The following is a 17,664-nucleotide window of genomic DNA, read 5'->3' on the forward strand; positions in this document are numbered from 1 at the left end:
TTGTATGTAACCGTTTTCATTGATGTGACGCAATTCACGCTGTATGCCTCCTGCCCCTGACAGAATAGCGCCGGTATATAACCCGGCGTGATGCCCTATTTTTCCTTTCTGGAAGTGCTGCATGATAACTATTCGTGATGTTGCCCGTCAGGCTGGCGTGTCAGTGGCGACCGTGTCGCGCGTCCTTAACCAGAGCAACGCCGTGACCTCTGATACCCGTGACGCTGTGTTACAGGCGGTGGAGGCGCTGGGCTATCGCCCTAATGCCAACGCCCAGGCGCTGGCGACACAGGTCAGCGACACGATCGGGGTAGTGGTGATGGATGTCTCCGATCCCTTCTTCGGAGCACTGGTTAAGGCGGTGGATACCGTGGCGCAACGCGTGCACAAGCACGTGTTAATCAGCAACTCCTGGCATCAGGAAGAGAAAGAGCGTCATGCTATTGAAGTCCTGATCCGTCAGCGCTGCAGCGCTCTGGTAGTGCACGCGAAAACGCTGCCGGACGCTGAGCTGGCGGACTTTATGCAGCACGTTCCCGGCATGGTGGTGATTAACCGCATCGTCCCTGGATTCGAACACCGCAGCGTCAGTCTGGATAATGTCACTGGCGCACTGATGGCCTCAAGAACGTTGTTACAACAAGGGCATAGCCGCATTGGTTATCTCTGCTCCAGTCATCCCATCGAGGATGTCGCGCAGCGCCGTGAAGGGTGGATACAGGCAATGGCAGAGCAGGGTATCCGGCCGCAGGAGAGCTGGATAGCCAGCGCAGAGCCTGACATGCAGGGCGGCGAAGCGGCGATGGTAGAGTTGCTGGGGCGCAATCTTAACCTCACTGCGGTGTTTGCCTACAACGACGGCATGGCGGCGGGCGCACTCACTGCGCTGAAAGACAACGGTATTCAGGTACCACAGCATTTTTCTGTCATTGGCTTTGATGACATCCCCATTTCCCGTTACACCGACCCGCAGTTAACTACCGTTCGCTATCCCATTGTTTCAATGGCAAAAATTGCGACTGAACTGGCTTTGCAGGGCGCGGCCGGACTGCTGGACGACACCGCAACACACATCTTTATGCCCACCCTGGTGCGGCGTCATTCGGTGGCGCAGCGGCAAAATGTGGAGTCCGTCACTAATTCAGGCGATTCAGGCATGTAACCGTTTTCAATCTGTGATTACATTCACAGTTAATTAACATTGCTCTCACTATGATGGCAGCGTCTTACCGGACTGAAACATTATGTAACGCCAGTGTAACGGCATCAGTTGTGGTCTCAGTAGCCGGTTAAAGGGTTCACCCCCTCTTCAAGGAAGCATTCTGGCACAGGGAAGTCAGGTTTTAGACGGTGTCGAATGGCTTAACCTCCTCATTACGTTAGCCAACGCGCCGATCTGTTTTACCGATTGCTCTGCCGCCTCTATGGCGCGGTAGCGCTAAAAAGACCCTGCATAATAAAACCGGAGATACCATGAATAAGAAGGTTTTCACGCTTACAGCACTGGTTGCCAGCATGATGTTTGGTGCAACCGCTCACGCAGCTGACACCCGTATCGGCGTGACCATTTACAAATATGATGACAACTTCATGTCAATGGTGCGCAAAGACATCGAGAAAGAAGCGAAAGCGATCGGTGGCGTGCAGTTGCTGATGAATGATTCACAGAACGACCAGTCCAAACAGAATGATCAGATTGATGTGCTGATGGCAAAAGGCGTTAAAGCGCTGGCGATTAACCTGGTTGACCCGGCGGCGGCTGCAGTAGTGGTAGACAAAGCGCGTGCCAATGAAGTACCGGTTGTCTTCTTCAACAAAGAACCGAACGCCAAAGTCCTGGCCGGTTATGACAAAGCGTATTATGTGGGTACCGACTCTAAAGAGTCTGGCATCATTCAGGGTCAGCTGATCGAGAAACACTGGAAATCGACGCCAGCCTGGGATCTGAACAAAGATGGCGTGATTCAGTTCGTGCTGCTGAAAGGCGAGCCGGGCCATCCTGATGCAGAAGCCCGTACCAAATATGTGATCGACACGCTGAACAAAGATGGCCTGAAAACCCAGCAGTTAGCGATGGATACTGCAATGTGGGATACCGCGCAGGCTAAAGATAAGATGGATGCGTGGCTGTCAGGCCCGAATGCTAAGAAAATCGAAGTCGTCATCGCGAACAACGATGCGATGGCGATGGGTGCAGTTGAAGCGCTGAAATCGCACAACATGACTTCAATCCCTGTCTTCGGCGTCGATGCACTGCCAGAAGCCCTGGCGCTGGTGAAATCCGGTGCGCTGGCGGGTACCGTGCTGAACGATGCAGAAAACCAGGCGAAAGCGACACTGGATATTGCCAACAATCTGGCGAACGGCAAAGCGGCTACCGACGGAACAAACTTCAAGATGGTTGATAAAATCGTCCGTGTTCCTTACGTACCCGTCGATAAAGAAAATCTGTCTCAGTTCGTGAAATAAGATCGATTACGGGCGCGGCTGCTGTCGCGCCTTTTTTATGTCACCACCGTTTTTTAGCCAGGTAAAATATGGCCAGTGATAACACGACCGCGCAGCGAGAATATTTGCTGGAAATGACGAATGTCTCAAAATCATTTCCCGGCGTTAAAGCGTTAGATAATGTTAATTTGAAAGTGCGGCCTCACTCTGTTCATGCATTAATGGGCGAGAACGGTGCCGGGAAATCCACCTTATTAAAATGCCTGTTTGGTATTTATAAAAAAGATACCGGCAGTATCCTGTTTCAGGGTAACGAAATCGACTATAAAAGCTCCAAAGAGGCGCTGGAAAATGGCGTGTCGATGGTGCACCAGGAATTAAACCTGGTTCTGCAGCGTACCGTGATGGACAACATGTGGCTGGGGCGTTATCCACGCAAAGGCTTCTTTGTCGATCAGAATAAAATGTACCATGACACTAAAGCGATTTTTGACGAGCTGGATATCGATATCGATCCGCGCGACAAAGTTGCCAATCTTTCTGTATCACAGATGCAGATGATTGAAATTGCCAAAGCATTCTCTTACGACGCGAAAATTGTGATTATGGATGAACCGACCTCCTCGTTAACCGAGAAAGAGGTTAATCACCTGTTCACGATTATTCGTAAGCTGAAAGATCGCGGCTGTGGCATCGTTTATATTTCGCACAAGATGGAAGAGATTTTCCAGCTGTGTGATGAGATCACGATTCTGCGTGATGGTCAGTGGATTACGTCCCAGTCGCTGCAAGGGCTGGATATGGATAAGATCATCTCGATGATGGTCGGCCGTTCACTGAACCAGCGTTTCCCTGACCGCACCAACGTGCCAGGTGAGACGATTCTTGAGGTGCGTAATCTGACGTCTCTGCGTCAGCCATCCATTCGCGACATCTCATTTGATTTGCGTAAAGGGGAGATACTCGGCATTGCCGGGCTGGTGGGTGCCAAACGTACCGATATCGTCGAAACGCTGTTTGGCATTCGCGAAAAATCGGGCGGCACCATTAAACTGCATGGTAAACCGATTAATAATCACAGCGCCAACGAAGCCATTAACCACGGCTTTGCGCTGGTAACGGAAGAGCGCCGCTCTACCGGTATTTATGCGTTCCTCGACATTGGTTTTAACTCGCTTATTTCCAATATCAAAAAATATAAAAACAGTATGGGACTGCTGGATAATAAACGCATGAAGAGTGATACCCAATGGGTGATCGATTCAATGCGGGTTAAAACACCAGGCCACCATACTCAAATTGGTTCGCTTTCGGGCGGTAACCAGCAAAAAGTGATTATTGGCCGCTGGTTATTGACCCAGCCTGAAATCCTGATGCTTGATGAACCAACACGCGGTATTGACGTTGGTGCAAAATTCGAAATTTACCAGCTGATTGCTGAGCTGGCGAAAAAAGAAAAGGGCATCATTATTATCTCATCTGAAATGCCGGAGCTGTTAGGCATTACCGATCGTATTCTGGTAATGAGTAATGGACTGGTAGCAGGCATAGTTGATACCAAAACGACCACGCAGAACGAAATATTGCGTTTAGCGTCATTACACCTTTAATGAAGCAAGGGCTGTTAACATGAAAGCGACTACAAAAAAGAATGCGCTAACCTGGTTAAAAGAGGGCGGCATTTATGTCGTCCTGCTGGTATTGCTGGCTATTATTATTTTCCAGGACCCATCATTCTTAAGTTTAATGAACCTGAGTAATATTCTGACCCAATCTTCGGTGCGCATTATTATTGCACTGGGTGTGGCGGGTCTGATTGTGACCCAGGGTACAGACCTGTCAGCCGGACGTCAGGTTGGTCTGGCCGCTGTAGTAGCTGCAACGCTGCTGCAGGCGATGGATAACGCGAACAAAGTCTTCCCGACGCTGGATACGGTGCCGATTCCACTGGTTATTCTGACCGTGTGCATCATCGGCGGTGTGATTGGTCTGGTCAACGGTGTGATTATTGCTTACCTGAAGGTAACGCCATTTATCACCACGCTGGGCACCATGATTATCGTTTACGGTATCAACTCACTCTATTATGACTTTGTTGGTGCATCACCGATTGCCGGTTTTGATGCAGGGTTCTCGAAATTTACTCAGGGCTTCTTACGCTTTGGTGATTTCAAACTTTCGTTCATCACGTTCTACGCTGTGATTGCCATCATTTTCGTCTGGGTGCTGTGGAACAAAACCCGCTTCGGCAAAAACATTTTTGCTATCGGTGGTAACCCGGAAGCGGCGAAAGTGTCTGGCGTCAATGTGAACCTGAACCTGATCCTGATCTATGCGTTGTCAGGTGTGTTCTATGCCTTCGGCGGGATGCTGGAAGCGGGTCGTATCGGTTCGGCGACCAACAACCTCGGCTTTATGTATGAGCTGGATGCGATTGCGGCCTGTGTGGTCGGCGGCGTCTCCTTCGCCGGGGGTGTGGGTAGTGTGGCAGGCGTTGTGACCGGTGTATTAATCTTCACCGTTATCAACTACGGTCTGACCTATATCGGCGTCAACCCTTACTGGCAGTACATCATTAAGGGCGGCATCATCATCTTCGCCGTTGCGCTGGATTCACTGAAATATTCACGTAAGAAGTAAGTCTGATTCAACGCTTAAGAAGCGACCTTCGGGTCGCTTTTTTTATGGGCGAGTGCCGGGCGCGTTGCTTTGAGATTGAGGTTGCGAAGGGAACACGATCAGATTGCAATGACGCTAAGGCCTAATCAGGCACTATCACTGAGTTATTTCCGCAGCTTCTGTTCCAGCTCCAGCAACTGCTCTGGCGTCACAGCAGGGTAACTCTGCGCATCTTCAGGAACATCATGTACGGCAGGAATCGGCACCAGCGGCCCTAAGAAACGGGGTTCGCGCTTAAGCAGGAAAAGGTCCGCCAGCGCGCCCAGTCGGGCACCCACTTCGCGGAAACGCACGCTAAGCATGTTTTTCGGGGAGGGCACGGCATAACACTGCGCCTGAATACCCAGCTGTAAGGCGATAAACAGCGCGCGCTCACAATGAAAACGCTGGGTGATAATAATGAAATCATTGGTATCAAACACCTTGCGGGTGCGCACAATCGAATCCAGCGTGCGGAACCCGGCATAATCCAGCACGATATCGGCCGGATCGACGCCCGCTTTGATCAGGTCGCGGCGCATGGTCATCGGTTCGTTATAGCTCTGTTGGGCATTATCACCGCTCAGCAGCAGATAGTTCACCTTGCCGCTGTTGTAGGCATTCAGTGCGCCCTGCATACGATAGAGGTAATACTGATTGATGACGCCAGTACGATAATATTTAGCCGTACCCAGCACCACACCGACCTGACGATGGGGCAAAGAAGCGACATTTTCGTAGATAAAAGGCGCAGTTTTCCAGCTGATCCAGCGATCAAGGCCGAGCGCGGTTGCCATCATCAGTAAGATGATGAAAAGCAGACCAATGAGAACGCGTTTCAGCATGCGCCTGGAAACTCGATGTCAGAATGTTGAGATGGGACAAGGCTACTTGAGCTGTCGCAGCGAAGCAAGCTACTGCCGGCTGGCTGTGCTCTTTTTGAACACTGCCGGATCAAAGGGATCCGGCAGTCTGACGATTAAATCGAGGTACGACGATAGTGACGATACTGCGGTAGCCAGAAGTTATTGGCGATAGCCTGTGACAACACATCTTCTGAGGTCACTACGGCGACACCCGCCAGCTGAGCGGCTTTACCCACTTCCATCGCGATGATTTTCGACACGCCCTGAATATCTTTGATCTCAGGCAGCACCGGGCCTTCGCCTTCATTCACCAGCGGTGAGCAGTCAGCGAGCGCGCGGCTGGCCGTCATCAGCATGGTATCGGTAACGCGGCTGGCACCCGATGCAATCACACCCAGACCAATGCCCGGGAAGATGTAGGAGTTATTACACTGTGCAATCGGATAGGTTTTACCGTTCCAGCTCACCGGTGAGAATGGGCTACCGGTTGCGACCAGCGCGGCTCCGTCAGTCCAGGCAATGATATCAGCCGGCGTCGCTTCCACACGTGAGGTCGGGTTCGACAGTGGCATCACGATAGGGCGTTTACAGTGCTTGTGCATCTCGCGGATAATTTCTTCGGTGAACAGACCCGGCTGGCCAGAAACACCAATCAGAATATCGGGCTTCGCATTGCGCACGACGTCCAGCAGCGAAATGGAATCATTGGTGATATCCCACTGCTGCAGATTTTCGCTTTTCTGCACCAGCTTGCTCTGGAAATCGAGCAGGTTAGGCAGCTTGTCCGTCAGCAGACCAAAGCGATCCACCATCATCACCCGGCCACGGGCTTCATCATCACTCAGACCTTCTGATTTCATCTGCGCGATAATTTGTTCAGCGATACCACACCCTGCAGAACCGGCACCCAGGAACACGACTCTCTGCTCGCACAGTCGGCTTCCGGCCGCACGGCTGGCGGCAATCAGCGTACCCACGGTTACGGCAGCGGTACCCTGAATATCATCGTTAAAGCAGCACACTTCGTCGCGATAGCGGTTCAGCAGCGGCATGGCATTCTTCTGGGCAAAATCTTCGAACTGCAACAGCACTTTCGGCCAGCGGCGCTTAACAGCCTGAATAAATTCGTTCACGAACTCATCATACTCTTCGCCGGTAATGCGCGGATGACGCCAGCCCATGTAGAGCGGATCGTTCAGCAACTGCTGGTTATTAGTACCGACATCCAGCACGACTGGCAGCGTATACGCCGGGCTGATGCCGCCACAGGCGGTATAAAGTGAAAGCTTACCGATCGGGATGCCCATGCCACCGATGCCCTGATCACCCAGACCCAGGATACGCTCGCCATCGGTTACCACTATTACTTTCACATTCTGCTTGGTGGCGTTTTGCAGCATATCTTCGATGTGAGCGCGGTTAGGGTAGGAGATGAAGACGCCACGTGCACGACGGTAAATTTCAGAGAAGTGTTCGCAGGCTGCGCCGACGGTCGGGGTGTAGATAATTGGCATCATCTCTTCGAGATGGTTATCCAGCAGGCGGTAGAACAGCGTTTCGTTGGTGTCCTGAATGTTGCGCAGGTAGACATGCTTATCGTTATTGTTTTTGAAGTCCTGAAACTGACGCCAGGCACGCTGCGCCTGCTCTTCGATCGATTCCACCGCTTCTGGCAGCAGGCCGTTGAGGTTGAATTCGTTACGTTCTTCGATGCTAAAGGCGCTGCCTTTGTTCAGCAGGGGAAATTCCAGCAAAATCGGGCCAGCATAAGGGATATACAGCGGGCGTTTACTTTCGTAGTCGAGTTCCATGTAGTGATGCTCCGGTTGCAGTGTTGTCTGGCGTCACGCCGGAAAGGTAGCGCCAGTTTTCTTACCCGTTATAGCTCAGACTGCAGGCCCGGCAGCGGCAGGGTAACAGCTGCGGAAACATTCACGACCGTGCTGCCATCCTGCAAGCTGAATTATTCAGAGTAATTTGTGATGACGTGAATTCTGGCGCCAGATCCTATGAAATTTCCCACAGAAGTACAGCGTTTGTTCATAAAAGCTCACAAAACTGTGGCCTCTCTGACAGCGGGTTATGCTTTGTACAGCGTTACCTGCAGCAGCTCACCGCAACCAAATGTCGCAAGCGTCGCCTGCGTGGCGGCGAACTGGCTTAATGTGGCATTTTCCACTTCCGCTAATACCGCTTTTTTTATCTGCCGGGCATCGCCGCCCTGCATGTTCAGCAGGACCAGCGCCGCCTGCAAGGGCGGGAAGCTCGGGTTAAACGCCGCGTTTTCCGCATAGCGACCGGCGACAATCTCTCCATCCGTGGTCAGCAGTGCGACACCGGCATGGGACTGGCTATAGGGTGCGTGGCTGGCATTGGCGGCGGCAACGGCGGCTTGTATCAGTTCATCGCCCTCGGCCACATAACCGTGATCGACCTTGTCCATCAGGAAAGTGGTGATGCCGAGATCGCGGGGTCCAAAGGCATCCGGCAGATAATCGGCCAGGGTGCTGATCGCACGTTGTGGCAGGCTGATACGAATGCGGGTGCCGCTGTTCAGCTCGTTCATAAACTGACGGCAGTGACCGCACGGTGTGTAGTTAACGGTGATAGTCTCAAGCTGGCGTTCGCCACGCAGCCACGCATGGGTAATGGCGCTTTGCTCAGCGTGAACCGTCTGCTGCATCGGCGTGCCGACAAATTCCATGTTAGCGCCGAAGTACCAGTTACCGCTGACGCCACGGGCAATCGCCCCGACGTTAAAATGCGATACGGTAGCAACGGCACAGGACGCCGCCAGAGGCAGCAGTGACAGCGCCAGCGCATCGGCATCCATTTGGGTCTGTTGTTGCAGTGAGGCGACCTGGTCTGCGCTCAGCACCGCATGGAAGCCAGGATCGTTCAGCAGGGGAGCAAGTGCAGTTTGCAGCGTTGACGGCAATGCCTCAAAAGCGGAGAGGAAACGGGATTGCATGTGAGCCTCATTAAATTCAGCAGGGCGATGTGCCAGTCACCGGTTTATATGTGATCCACATCGCTCTGACAATGTAACCTGTGTTGCATGTTTCAACTTTGCGAGATCTCTCGCAAACTTTCAGCCAAACCAGTGCATCATTAGCGGAAAAATAAACGGCGCCAGCAGTGAGGTGATGATGCCGCAGATCACCAGCGCCAGTGAGCTGAAAGCGCCTTCCTGATAATCGAGTTCGGCAGCGCGCGCCGTGCCGAGGGCATGTGACGCATTACCAATCGCCAGTCCGCGCGCCGCTTTAGATTTTACGCCCAGCAGGTTCAGCACCGTGTGGCCGAATACCGCACCCAGAACCCCGGCAATCAGCACGCAGATGGCGCTGATGGCGGGAATGCCGTGCAGCGAACCGGAAACGGCCATCGCAATGGGCGTGGTAACGGATTTAGGCACGATAGTCGCGGCAATTTCAGGCGTGGCACCCATCCACAGGGCGATTGCGGTACCTGACGTCATGGCAGTCAGGCTGCCGATGAAGCAGACGCCAATAATCGACTTCCAGCGGGCGCGGATCTGATGCATTTGCTCATAGAGCGGCAGTGCCAGGGCGACCACGGCCGGTTGCAGTAGCTGATTGAGAATCTCACTGCCCGCGAAATAGCGCGAGTAGGGCAACTGCAACAGCAGCAGGATTGGGATAATAATTGCCATCGCCACCAGCAGCGGATTAAGCAGCGAGATTTTGAGCCGTATCGCCAGCTTGCGCGCCAGAAAAAAGGCCACCAGCGTCAGTGGCAGTGACCACCACATTTCACTCATCGGCTGACTCTCCGGCCGGACGGCGGCTGTGAAGCTGGTGGGCGCTTACGCCAACAATGGAGAGGACCAGCAGGGTGCTGACGACGCAGGAGACGACGATGGGGCCAAACTGGGCGGTCAGAATATCGGTGTAGCTCATTACCCCGACGCTTATTGGCACAAACAGCAGCGCCATATAGCGAATCAGCAGATGGCAGCCCGGTTTCACCCAACTGACCGGCAGGATCTGCGAGGCAAGCAGGGCGAACAGAATGAGCATCCCAAGGATGCTGCCGGGCAGTTTAATGGGCAGCAGCGAAGCGATGCCGACACCGGCGTATAAGCAGAGATAAATGATGATAAAGGCGCGAAGATAACGTCCGCAGACAGACAGCACGGTGAGCATGGCAGGCTCCTGTTTTCACTGAGCTTCATCATACGCATTAACCCCTTAGCGTGCTAGCGATCACATTTATGGGATGATGTGGCAGGACCACGCGCAGCTTGTCAGTAAACGAAGCTGGACTGAGGGGAGGCTGAGGAGGGAAAGGTAACCCTTCGCGCCAGAGAAAAGGCGCGAAGGGCTTCAGAACGGCACTGCGCTAAGCTGTTTCAGCCGCCGGGTGCAGCGATTACTTAACCGGCATACCCGGCACAGCACCGCTGTCGACGGACAGCACAAACAGATCTTTTCCGCCCGGACCCGCTGACAACACCATACCTTCGGAGATACCGAAGCGCATTTTGCGCGGCGCCAGGTTGGCCACGATGATGGTCATTTTACCGACCAGCACGGAGGGGTCAGGATAGGCGGCGCGGATGCCCGAGAAGATCTGACGCTTTTCACCGCCCAGGTCGAGCTGCAGACGCAGCAGCTTGTCTGAACCTTCAACCAGTTCCGCCTGCTCGATCAGCGCGACGCGCATATCAACTTTGGCGAAATCGTCGATGGTGATGGTCTCACCGACCGGCGCATCGGCCAGCGGACCGGTTACGGCTGGTGCACTCGCTGCGGCAGCATCCTCTTTCGAGGCCTCGATCAGTCCCTCAACCTTCGCCATTTCAATGCGGCTGTAGAGCGCTTTGAACGGCGCAACCTGATGATCCAGCAGCGGCTGCGCAATGGCATCCCAGCTCAGTTCACAGTTCAGGAAGCCTTCTGCACGGGCGCTCAGGGACGGCAGCACCGGCTTCAGCCAGGTCATCAGAATGCGGAACAGGTTAATGCCCATTGAGCAGATCGCCTGCAGATCGGCATCACGGCCTTCCTGCTTCGCCACCACCCACGGAGCCTGCTCATCCACATAACGGTTCGCCAGGTCGGCCAGCGCCATGATTTCACGGATAGCACGGCTGTATTCGCGCGCTGCCCAGGCGTCACCAATCTTCTCAGACGCCTCCACGAAGGTCTGATAGAGCGCCGGATCGGCCAGATCTGCCGCCAGTTTGCCGTCAAAGCGTTTGGCGATGAAGCCCGCGTTACGTGACGCCAGGTTAACCACTTTGTTGACGATGTCGGCATTAACACGCTGGACGAAATCTTCCAGATTCAGGTCGATATCATCAATACGTGAAGAGAGTTTCGCCGCGTAGTAGTAACGCAGGCTGTCGGCATCCAGATGCTGTAGCCAGGTGCTCGCTTTAATAAAGGTGCCGCGCGACTTCGACATCTTGGCACCGTTAACGGTGACATAGCCGTGTACAAACAGGTTGTTTGGCTTGCGGAAGTTGCTGCCTTCCAGCATCGCTGGCCAGAACAGGCTATGGAAATAGACGATATCTTTCCCGATGAAGTGATACAGCTCGGTCGTGGAATCTTTACGCCAGAATTCGTCGAAGTCGATGTCGCCGCGCTTGTCGCACAGGTTCCTGAATGAGCCCATGTAGCCGATAGGCGCATCCAGCCAGACGTAGAAATATTTGCCTGGCGCGTCCGGAATTTCAAAGCCGAAGTAGGGGGCGTCGCGGGAGATATCCCACTGCTGCAGGCCCGACTCAAACCACTCCTGCATTTTGTTCGCCACCTGATCCTGCAGCGCACCGGAACGGGTCCAGGCCTGCAGCATGGCGCTGAAGGACGGCAGATCAAAGAAGAAGTGCTCAGAGTCGCGCAGTACTGGCGTCGCACCAGAGACCACAGATTTCGGCTCAATCAGCTCGGTCGGGCTGTAGGTCGCGCCACACACTTCGCAGTTATCGCCATACTGATCGGCAGATTTACATTTCGGGCAGGTGCCTTTCACAAAACGGTCCGGCAGGAACATCCCTTTTTCCGGGTCGTAAAGCTGGGAAATAGTGCGGTTTTTAATAAAACCGTTCTCTTTCAGGCGGCCGTAAATCAGCGCTGACAGCTCACGGTTTTCTTCGCCGTGCGTCGAGTGATAGTTGTCATAGCTGACGTTGAAACCGGCAAAGTCGGCTTCATGTTCGCTTTTCATTTCTGCAATCATCTGCTCTGGCGCAATGCCCAACTGCTGAGCTTTCAGCATGATAGGCGTGCCGTGCGCATCATCCGCACAGATGAAATAAACCTGATTGCCACGCATTCGCTGATAACGCACCCAAATGTCGGCCTGGATATGCTCGAGCATGTGGCCGAGATGGATTGATCCGTTCGCATAAGGCAGTGCGCACGTTACCAGAATTTTTTTAGCGACTTGAGTCATAGTTTGCGTAGCTTTCTGTTGATTGAAAAAACGGGCTTAGATGGTAACTGAAGGCTTCACCTGCGTAAACACAAGGGATTCACCCCGCCAGTCGCCGCAGATCCACGAGCATCTGATATCATTGACATTACATCGCTGAAACACAGCGTAAGCACAGCCGAAATAAGGAGCAGGGGATGACAGCACAATCCCGGGAACCGCACACGCCAGAGGGCCTGCGCGCCATCGTAGCGGGCGCATTGAAAAGCTTTGAGCATCCGACCCTTAAACAAAATCTCACCGCGCTGAAAGCGCTGCATCACGTGGCGCAGCTTGATGGTACGCTGCATGTTGAACTGCTGATGCCGTTTGCGTGGGCCAGCGGGTTTGACGTCCTGAAAGAGCAGGTCAGCGCCGAACTGCTGCGTCAGACTGGCGCACGCGCCATCGACTGGCGACTCAGTCACGATATCGCAACCCTGAAGCGGGTGAAAAACCAGCCGGGCGTTAATGGCGTTAAAAACATTATTGCGGTCAGCTCCGGCAAAGGCGGCGTGGGTAAATCCAGCACCGCCGTGAATATGGCGCTGGCGCTGGCAGCCGAGGGCGCGCGGGTCGGCATTCTCGACGCGGATATTTATGGTCCGTCTGTGCCGAACATGCTTGGCACTCAGGATCAACGGCCAACCTCACCGGATGGCACCCATATGGCGCCGATCATGGCGCACGGGCTGGCAACTAACTCCATCGGTTATCTGGTCACGGATGACAATGCGATGGTGTGGCGCGGGCCGATGGCCAGCAAGGCGCTAATGCAGTTGCTGAATGAGACGCTGTGGCCGGAGCTGGATTATCTGGTGCTGGATATGCCGCCCGGTACCGGCGACATTCAGCTGACGCTGGCGCAGAATGTGCCGGTGACCGGCGCGCTGGTGGTGACCACGCCGCAGGACATCGCCCTGATTGATGCCCGCAAGGGCCTGGTGATGTTCGAAAAGGTCAATGTGCCAGTGCTGGGCGTGGTGGAAAACATGAGCCTGCATATCTGCAGTCAGTGTGGCTTCCACGAACCCATTTTTGGCACCGGCGGCGCGCAGAAACTGGTGGAGGATTACCATACGCAACTGCTGGCCCAGTTGCCGCTGCACATTGACCTGCGCGAAGACCTGGATGAAGGGGAACCAACGGTTATTCGCCGGCCCGATAGCGAGTTTACCGCGCTGTATCGACAGCTGGCCGGACGCGTCGCGGCCCAGCTTTACTGGCAGGGCGATGTTATCCCTGGTGATATCGCCTTCCGCGCGCTTTAAGCCCGACCCGACCCGCTGGCGTATTGTGAGGCCAGCGGGTAATGCATCAACACGTAACCGCCATGCTCGCCTTCGCCCTGTGAAATCATCTTCCAGCCATGCTTCAGATAAAATGCCTGCGCCGCTTTGTTCTTCTGCAGGCACTTAAGCGCCCCGGTTGAAGTAAAGTGCGTTTCTACCGCCTCCAGCAACGCGCTGCCCACACCGCGACCCTGCCAGTCAGGATCGACATAGAGGCTGTGCAGGAAGTTATCGTTCTTCAGCAGGCCCGCAAAGCCGACCCGCTGCCCATCAGCTTCCGCGACCAGCACGGTTTCCCCGAGGATGACCCCATCAAAATCTTCCAGCTGCCACTCACTGCCATCCAGCCAGCGCCAGTTGTGTCGTCGCGCCGCCAGAAACAGCGTACGCAGGAAAGGACGATCGGCTTCCGTAAACGGACGAATCTTCACAGGTCAGCTCCCTTTTAATCCGGTCTTACAAAACTAGCAGCGATTCGCAGAGACGCGTGAAAAGATAAAGCGGGTTAAATGTCACGTAAATCGCTGTACACTGCCTGCCGGGCCAGAGAGCATAAGGCTCTCAGCGTTTGATAGCTTTCGTTTATCAGATTGATAACGTCCGCGTATTAGATGTTGGCCCGAAAATTATGTAACCTGCATCACATATTTTAACGGAGGCCACCAGATGTCTATTATCAATACCAAAATTAAGCCGTTCAAAAACGCAGCATTCAAAAACGGTGAATTCATCGACGTAACCGAGAAAGACGTTGAAGGTAAATGGAGTGTGTTCTTCTTCTATCCAGCTGACTTCACTTTCGTCTGCCCGACCGAACTGGGCGACGTGGCTGACCACTACGAAGAGTTCCAGAAACTGGGCGTAGATATCTACTCCGTTTCTACCGACACCCACTTTACCCACAAAGCCTGGCACGGTTCTTCAGACACCATCGCGAAGATCAAATACACGATGATCGGTGACCCGACTGGCGCGCTGACCCGTAACTTCGAAATCATGCGTGAAGACGAAGGTCTGGCTGACCGTGGTACGTTCATCGTTGACCCGGAAGGCGTTATCCAGGCAATCGAAATCACTGCTGAAGGCATTGGCCGTGACGCCTCTGACCTGCTGCGCAAAGTGAAAGCGGCTCAGTACGTGGCATCTCACCCAGGTGAAGTGTGCCCGGCTAAATGGAAAGAAGGTGATGCAACACTGGCTCCGTCTCTGGACCTGGTTGGCAAAATCTAAATCCGCTTCGCTCTTTCGATCATTCTCCAATCGGGTGCTGCGGCACCCGATTTTTTGACCAGGATATCACTATGCTCGACACAAATTTGAAAACTCAGCTCAAGGCCTACCTTGAGAAATTAACCAAACCTGTTGAGTTGATTGCCACGCTGGACGAAGGTGCAAAATCAACCGAGATCCGTGAACTGTTGGTTGATATCGCCGGTTTGTCTGACAAAGTCAGCTTCCGCGAAGAGAACGATCGTCAGGTGCGTAAGCCCTCATTTCTGATCACCAACCCAGGTTCGAACAGCGGCCCGCGTTTCGCCGGTTCACCTCTGGGTCACGAATTTACCTCACTGGTGCTGGCACTGTTACAGACTGGTGGGCATCCGTCGAAAGAAGCACAGAGCCTGCTTGATCAGATTGCCGCGCTGGACAGTGACTTCCATTTCGAAACTTACTATTCACTTTCATGCCATAACTGTCCTGATGTCGTCCAGGCGCTGAACCTGATGGCGGTGATTAACCCGCGCATCAGCCACACCGCTATCGACGGTGGTTTGTTCCAGAACGAGATTCAGGAACGTAACGTGATGGGTGTGCCAGCGGTTTACCTCAACGGTAAAGAGTTTGGTCAGGGCCGCATGAGCCTGGCGGAAATCGTCAGTAAAGTGGATACCAACGCGGACAAACGTGCAGCAGAAGAGCTGAACAAGCGTGACGCCTATGAAGTTCTGATTATCGGCAGCGGCCCGGCGGGCGCAGCGGCAGCCATCTACTCAGCGCGTAAGGGCATCCGTACTGGTCTGATGGGCGAACGTTTTGGCGGCCAGGTGCTGGACACGGTGGATATTGAAAACTATATCTCCGTCCCAAAAACCGAAGGCGCAAAACTGGCGGGTTCACTGCGCGCACACGTTGATGATTACAACGTGGATGTCATTGAAAGCCAGAGTGCCATCAAATTAATCCCGGCTGCGAAAGAGGGCGGACTGCACGCCATCGAAACCGCCTCCGGCGCAGTGCTGAAATCACGCAGTATCATCCTGGCGACTGGCGCACGCTGGCGTAACATGGGTGTGCCGGGTGAAGAAGAGTATCGCACCAAAGGCGTCACCTACTGCCCGCACTGTGATGGCCCGCTGTTTAAAGGCAAGCGCACAGCAGTGATCGGCGGCGGTAACTCCGGCGTGGAAGCGGCCATTGACCTGGCCGGTATCGTTGAACACGTTACGCTGCTGGAGTTTGCCGGTGAGATGCGTGCCGACCAGGTGCTGCAGGATAAACTGCGCAGCCTGAAGAACGTGGATGTGATCCTGAACGCGCAGACCACCGAAGTGAAAGGCGACGGTACTAAAGTGACCGGCCTGCACTATATCGACCGTACCACGCAGACCACCCATGAGCTGCCGCTCTCCGGTATCTTCGTTCAGATCGGTCTGCTGCCAAACACCCCATGGCTGGAAGGCGCCGTTGAGCGCAACAAAATGGGTGAGATTATCATCGATGGTAAATGCGAAACCAGCCTGAAAGGCGTGTTCGCAGCGGGCGACTGCACCACCGTGCCGTACAAGCAGATCATCATCGCCAGCGGCGAAGGTGCAAAAGCCTCACTGAGTGCTTTTGACTATCTGATTCGTACTCAATCGGCTGAATAACTTTCGCCAGCCAGACAACAGCCCTTCAGCCTCCGAGCTGAGGGGCTTTTTTTTAACCTGTTAATAGCCTGCCAGCGTCATCAGCATCATCCAGACTGGCGTCGTCACCGCTGCCAGTACCGTAGAAAAGAGCATGCTGGCCGCCGCCGGGCCGGTAATGACATTAAACTTCTGCGACATCAGATAGACGTTAACCCCGACCGCCATCGATCCCAGCAGCACCACCACTTTACTCTCCAGCGGCGGCAGACCGGTCAGCCACGCGATAGCCCATACCGTCATTGGTTGCAGCACCAGCTTCAGCAGGCAAATGGTATAGCTCTCTTTCAGGCCATCCCGCACCCGATAGTGCGCCAGGCTCATGCCCAGCGTCACCAGCGACAGCGGCGCGGCCAGCGAGGCCAGCATTTTTAGCGGTTCTGCGGCCAGCACCGGCAACGGACGTTGCAGAAAACTCCAGGCTGTTCCACTGAGAATGCCAATGATCAGCGGATTCTTCAGTACGCCGAGCAGGGTGCGCCAGAGACCTTCCAGCGAGAAGCTGCCTTGTTTTGCCCACTCGACCGAAACGGTCAGTAAGGTCCAGAGGATCAGGCTGTTAAATACCAGCACCAGCGCCACCGGGGGCAGGGCTTCAGGCCCGAGCAGTACCGTTGCCACCGGGATGCCCAGCATCACGTTATTGGAAAAGATGCCGCCCAGCGCAAAGACCGAAGCCGCCACGCCATCCAGATTAAACACTCTGGTTGCCAGCACTCTCCCCACGATAAACACCAGCAGGCAACTGCCAAAGAAGGCCAGTAACAGGCGCGCATCCACCGGCGGACTTTGCGAAAAGGTGCTCATCACCCGGAACAGCATGCAGGGTAGCGCGACATTAAACACAAAGCGGTTCATCCCTTCGCTGATGCTGGCAGGCCATTTTCCGAGGCGCGTCAGGCAGTATCCCAGCAGAATCAGGATAAATAGCGGAGCTGACAGATAAATTTGATGGCTTAAGCTTTCAAAGAGGCGCGGCATAGAGAGAGTCTGATCAGACGATGATTAGTTACCAGACTAACAAATTGCTAACTAACTGTTAAC

Annotated in this window: 15 protein-coding genes; 7 read left to right on the forward strand and 8 right to left on the reverse strand. The window is 54.1% G+C overall.

The window, feature by feature from the left end; genetic code table 11:
• The first annotated feature begins 121 nt into the window (after window positions 1-121).
• The 4 genes from galS to mglC all read left to right on the forward strand — a co-directional run bounded on the left by galS (window position 122) and on the right by mglC (window position 5,088).
• The gene (gene galS / locus ACR8BF_RS06670; RefSeq protein WP_292992146.1) at window positions 122-1,162 is read left to right on the forward strand and encodes an HTH-type transcriptional regulator GalS; all 1,041 of its coding nucleotides are present in this window, start codon (window positions 122-124) and stop codon (window positions 1,160-1,162) included.
• Between the two features lie 311 nt (window positions 1,163-1,473).
• Window positions 1,474-2,469, forward strand: coding sequence for a galactose/glucose ABC transporter substrate-binding protein MglB (mglB, locus tag ACR8BF_RS06675; RefSeq protein WP_179895273.1), 996 nt, complete (start codon window positions 1,474-1,476; stop codon window positions 2,467-2,469).
• Window positions 2,470-2,537: 68 nt separating this feature from the next.
• Window positions 2,538-4,058 carry a galactose/methyl galactoside ABC transporter ATP-binding protein MglA gene (gene mglA, locus ACR8BF_RS06680; RefSeq protein ID WP_313700400.1) on the forward strand — a complete coding sequence of 507 codons (1,521 nt, stop codon included), beginning with the start codon at window positions 2,538-2,540 and terminating at the stop codon, window positions 4,056-4,058.
• A 19-nt stretch (window positions 4,059-4,077) separates the two neighbouring features.
• Window positions 4,078-5,088, forward strand: a complete 1,011-nt coding sequence (gene mglC / locus ACR8BF_RS06685; protein ID WP_090959445.1) for a galactose/methyl galactoside ABC transporter permease MglC — start codon at window positions 4,078-4,080, stop codon at window positions 5,086-5,088.
• Between the two features lie 143 nt (window positions 5,089-5,231).
• Here mglC and sanA read toward each other — a convergent pair whose 3' ends face one another.
• From sanA to metG, 6 genes are all read right to left on the reverse strand, one after another.
• Window positions 5,232-5,951, reverse strand: a complete 720-nt coding sequence (gene sanA, locus ACR8BF_RS06690) for an outer membrane permeability protein SanA (protein WP_179895275.1) — start codon at window positions 5,949-5,951, stop codon at window positions 5,232-5,234.
• Between the two features lie 134 nt (window positions 5,952-6,085).
• Window positions 6,086-7,783 carry an NAD-dependent malic enzyme gene (locus ACR8BF_RS06695; RefSeq protein ID WP_292992148.1) on the reverse strand — a complete coding sequence of 566 codons (1,698 nt, stop codon included), beginning with the start codon at window positions 7,781-7,783 and terminating at the stop codon, window positions 6,086-6,088.
• A gap of 269 nt (window positions 7,784-8,052) precedes the next feature.
• The gene (gene cdd / locus ACR8BF_RS06700; RefSeq protein ID WP_434745749.1) at window positions 8,053-8,943 is read right to left on the reverse strand and encodes a cytidine deaminase; all 891 of its coding nucleotides are present in this window, start codon (window positions 8,941-8,943) and stop codon (window positions 8,053-8,055) included.
• Between the two features lie 120 nt (window positions 8,944-9,063).
• Window positions 9,064-9,756: a CidB/LrgB family autolysis modulator gene (locus tag ACR8BF_RS06705; protein ID WP_179895278.1), complete on the reverse strand. Its 693-nt coding sequence runs from the start codon at window positions 9,754-9,756 to the stop codon at window positions 9,064-9,066.
• A complete protein-coding gene (locus ACR8BF_RS06710) occupies window positions 9,749-10,141 on the reverse strand; it encodes a CidA/LrgA family protein (protein WP_434745750.1) in 393 nt (130 codons plus the stop codon). Before ACR8BF_RS06710 ends, ACR8BF_RS06705 begins: the two co-directional genes overlap by 8 nt.
• A gap of 226 nt (window positions 10,142-10,367) precedes the next feature.
• Entirely contained in the window at window positions 10,368-12,401 is a 2,034-nt protein-coding gene (metG, locus tag ACR8BF_RS06715; RefSeq protein WP_434745751.1) for a methionine--tRNA ligase, read from the reverse strand.
• Between the two features lie 176 nt (window positions 12,402-12,577).
• Here metG and apbC point away from each other — a divergent pair, with 176 nt between their 5' ends.
• Window positions 12,578-13,690, forward strand: coding sequence for an iron-sulfur cluster carrier protein ApbC (gene apbC, locus ACR8BF_RS06720; RefSeq protein WP_314984450.1), 1,113 nt, complete (start codon window positions 12,578-12,580; stop codon window positions 13,688-13,690).
• On the opposite strand, the gene ACR8BF_RS06725 is transcribed toward apbC, so the two are convergent.
• Window positions 13,687-14,142, reverse strand: a complete 456-nt coding sequence (locus ACR8BF_RS06725; protein WP_292992150.1) for a GNAT family N-acetyltransferase — start codon at window positions 14,140-14,142, stop codon at window positions 13,687-13,689. The two genes, apbC and ACR8BF_RS06725, sit on opposite strands and share 4 nt — an antisense overlap.
• 235 nt (window positions 14,143-14,377) lie before the next feature.
• On the opposite strand from ACR8BF_RS06725, the gene ahpC reads away from it, so the two are divergent.
• The gene (gene ahpC, locus ACR8BF_RS06730) at window positions 14,378-14,941 is read left to right on the forward strand and encodes an alkyl hydroperoxide reductase subunit C (RefSeq protein WP_090959470.1); all 564 of its coding nucleotides are present in this window, start codon (window positions 14,378-14,380) and stop codon (window positions 14,939-14,941) included.
• Window positions 14,942-15,012: 71 nt separating this feature from the next.
• Window positions 15,013-16,581, forward strand: coding sequence for an alkyl hydroperoxide reductase subunit F (gene ahpF / locus ACR8BF_RS06735; protein WP_313700414.1), 1,569 nt, complete (start codon window positions 15,013-15,015; stop codon window positions 16,579-16,581).
• 60 nt (window positions 16,582-16,641) lie between these two features.
• Here the strand turns inward: ahpF and ACR8BF_RS06740 are convergent, their stop codons facing one another.
• Window positions 16,642-17,601: an AEC family transporter gene (locus ACR8BF_RS06740; RefSeq protein WP_179895284.1), complete on the reverse strand. Its 960-nt coding sequence runs from the start codon at window positions 17,599-17,601 to the stop codon at window positions 16,642-16,644.
• Between the last annotated feature and the right edge of the window lie 63 nt (window positions 17,602-17,664).

This window comes from Candidatus Pantoea rara (assembly GCF_051136265.1).
GTDB classification, from domain to species: Bacteria; Pseudomonadota; Gammaproteobacteria; order Enterobacterales; family Enterobacteriaceae; genus Pantoea; species Pantoea rara.

Coding starts and splice junctions, on each gene's coding strand:
- galS (WP_292992146.1), top strand. CDS start 122: ATGATAACTATTCGTGATGTTGCCCGTCAGGCTGGCGTGTCAGTGGCG.
- mglB (WP_179895273.1), top strand. CDS start 1,474: ATGAATAAGAAGGTTTTCACGCTTACAGCACTGGTTGCCAGCATGATG.
- mglA (WP_313700400.1), top strand. CDS start 2,538: ATGGCCAGTGATAACACGACCGCGCAGCGAGAATATTTGCTGGAAATG.
- mglC (WP_090959445.1), top strand. CDS start 4,078: ATGAAAGCGACTACAAAAAAGAATGCGCTAACCTGGTTAAAAGAGGGC.
- sanA (WP_179895275.1), bottom strand. CDS start 5,951: ATGCTGAAACGCGTTCTCATTGGTCTGCTTTTCATCATCTTACTGATG.
- ACR8BF_RS06695 (WP_292992148.1), bottom strand. CDS start 7,783: ATGGAACTCGACTACGAAAGTAAACGCCCGCTGTATATCCCTTATGCT.
- cdd (WP_434745749.1), bottom strand. CDS start 8,943: ATGCAATCCCGTTTCCTCTCCGCTTTTGAGGCATTGCCGTCAACGCTG.
- ACR8BF_RS06705 (WP_179895278.1), bottom strand. CDS start 9,756: ATGAGTGAAATGTGGTGGTCACTGCCACTGACGCTGGTGGCCTTTTTT.
- ACR8BF_RS06710 (WP_434745750.1), bottom strand. CDS start 10,141: ATGCTCACCGTGCTGTCTGTCTGCGGACGTTATCTTCGCGCCTTTATC.
- metG (WP_434745751.1), bottom strand. CDS start 12,401: ATGACTCAAGTCGCTAAAAAAATTCTGGTAACGTGCGCACTGCCTTAT.
- apbC (WP_314984450.1), top strand. CDS start 12,578: ATGACAGCACAATCCCGGGAACCGCACACGCCAGAGGGCCTGCGCGCC.
- ahpC (WP_090959470.1), top strand. CDS start 14,378: ATGTCTATTATCAATACCAAAATTAAGCCGTTCAAAAACGCAGCATTC.
- ahpF (WP_313700414.1), top strand. CDS start 15,013: ATGCTCGACACAAATTTGAAAACTCAGCTCAAGGCCTACCTTGAGAAA.
- ACR8BF_RS06740 (WP_179895284.1), bottom strand. CDS start 17,601: ATGCCGCGCCTCTTTGAAAGCTTAAGCCATCAAATTTATCTGTCAGCT.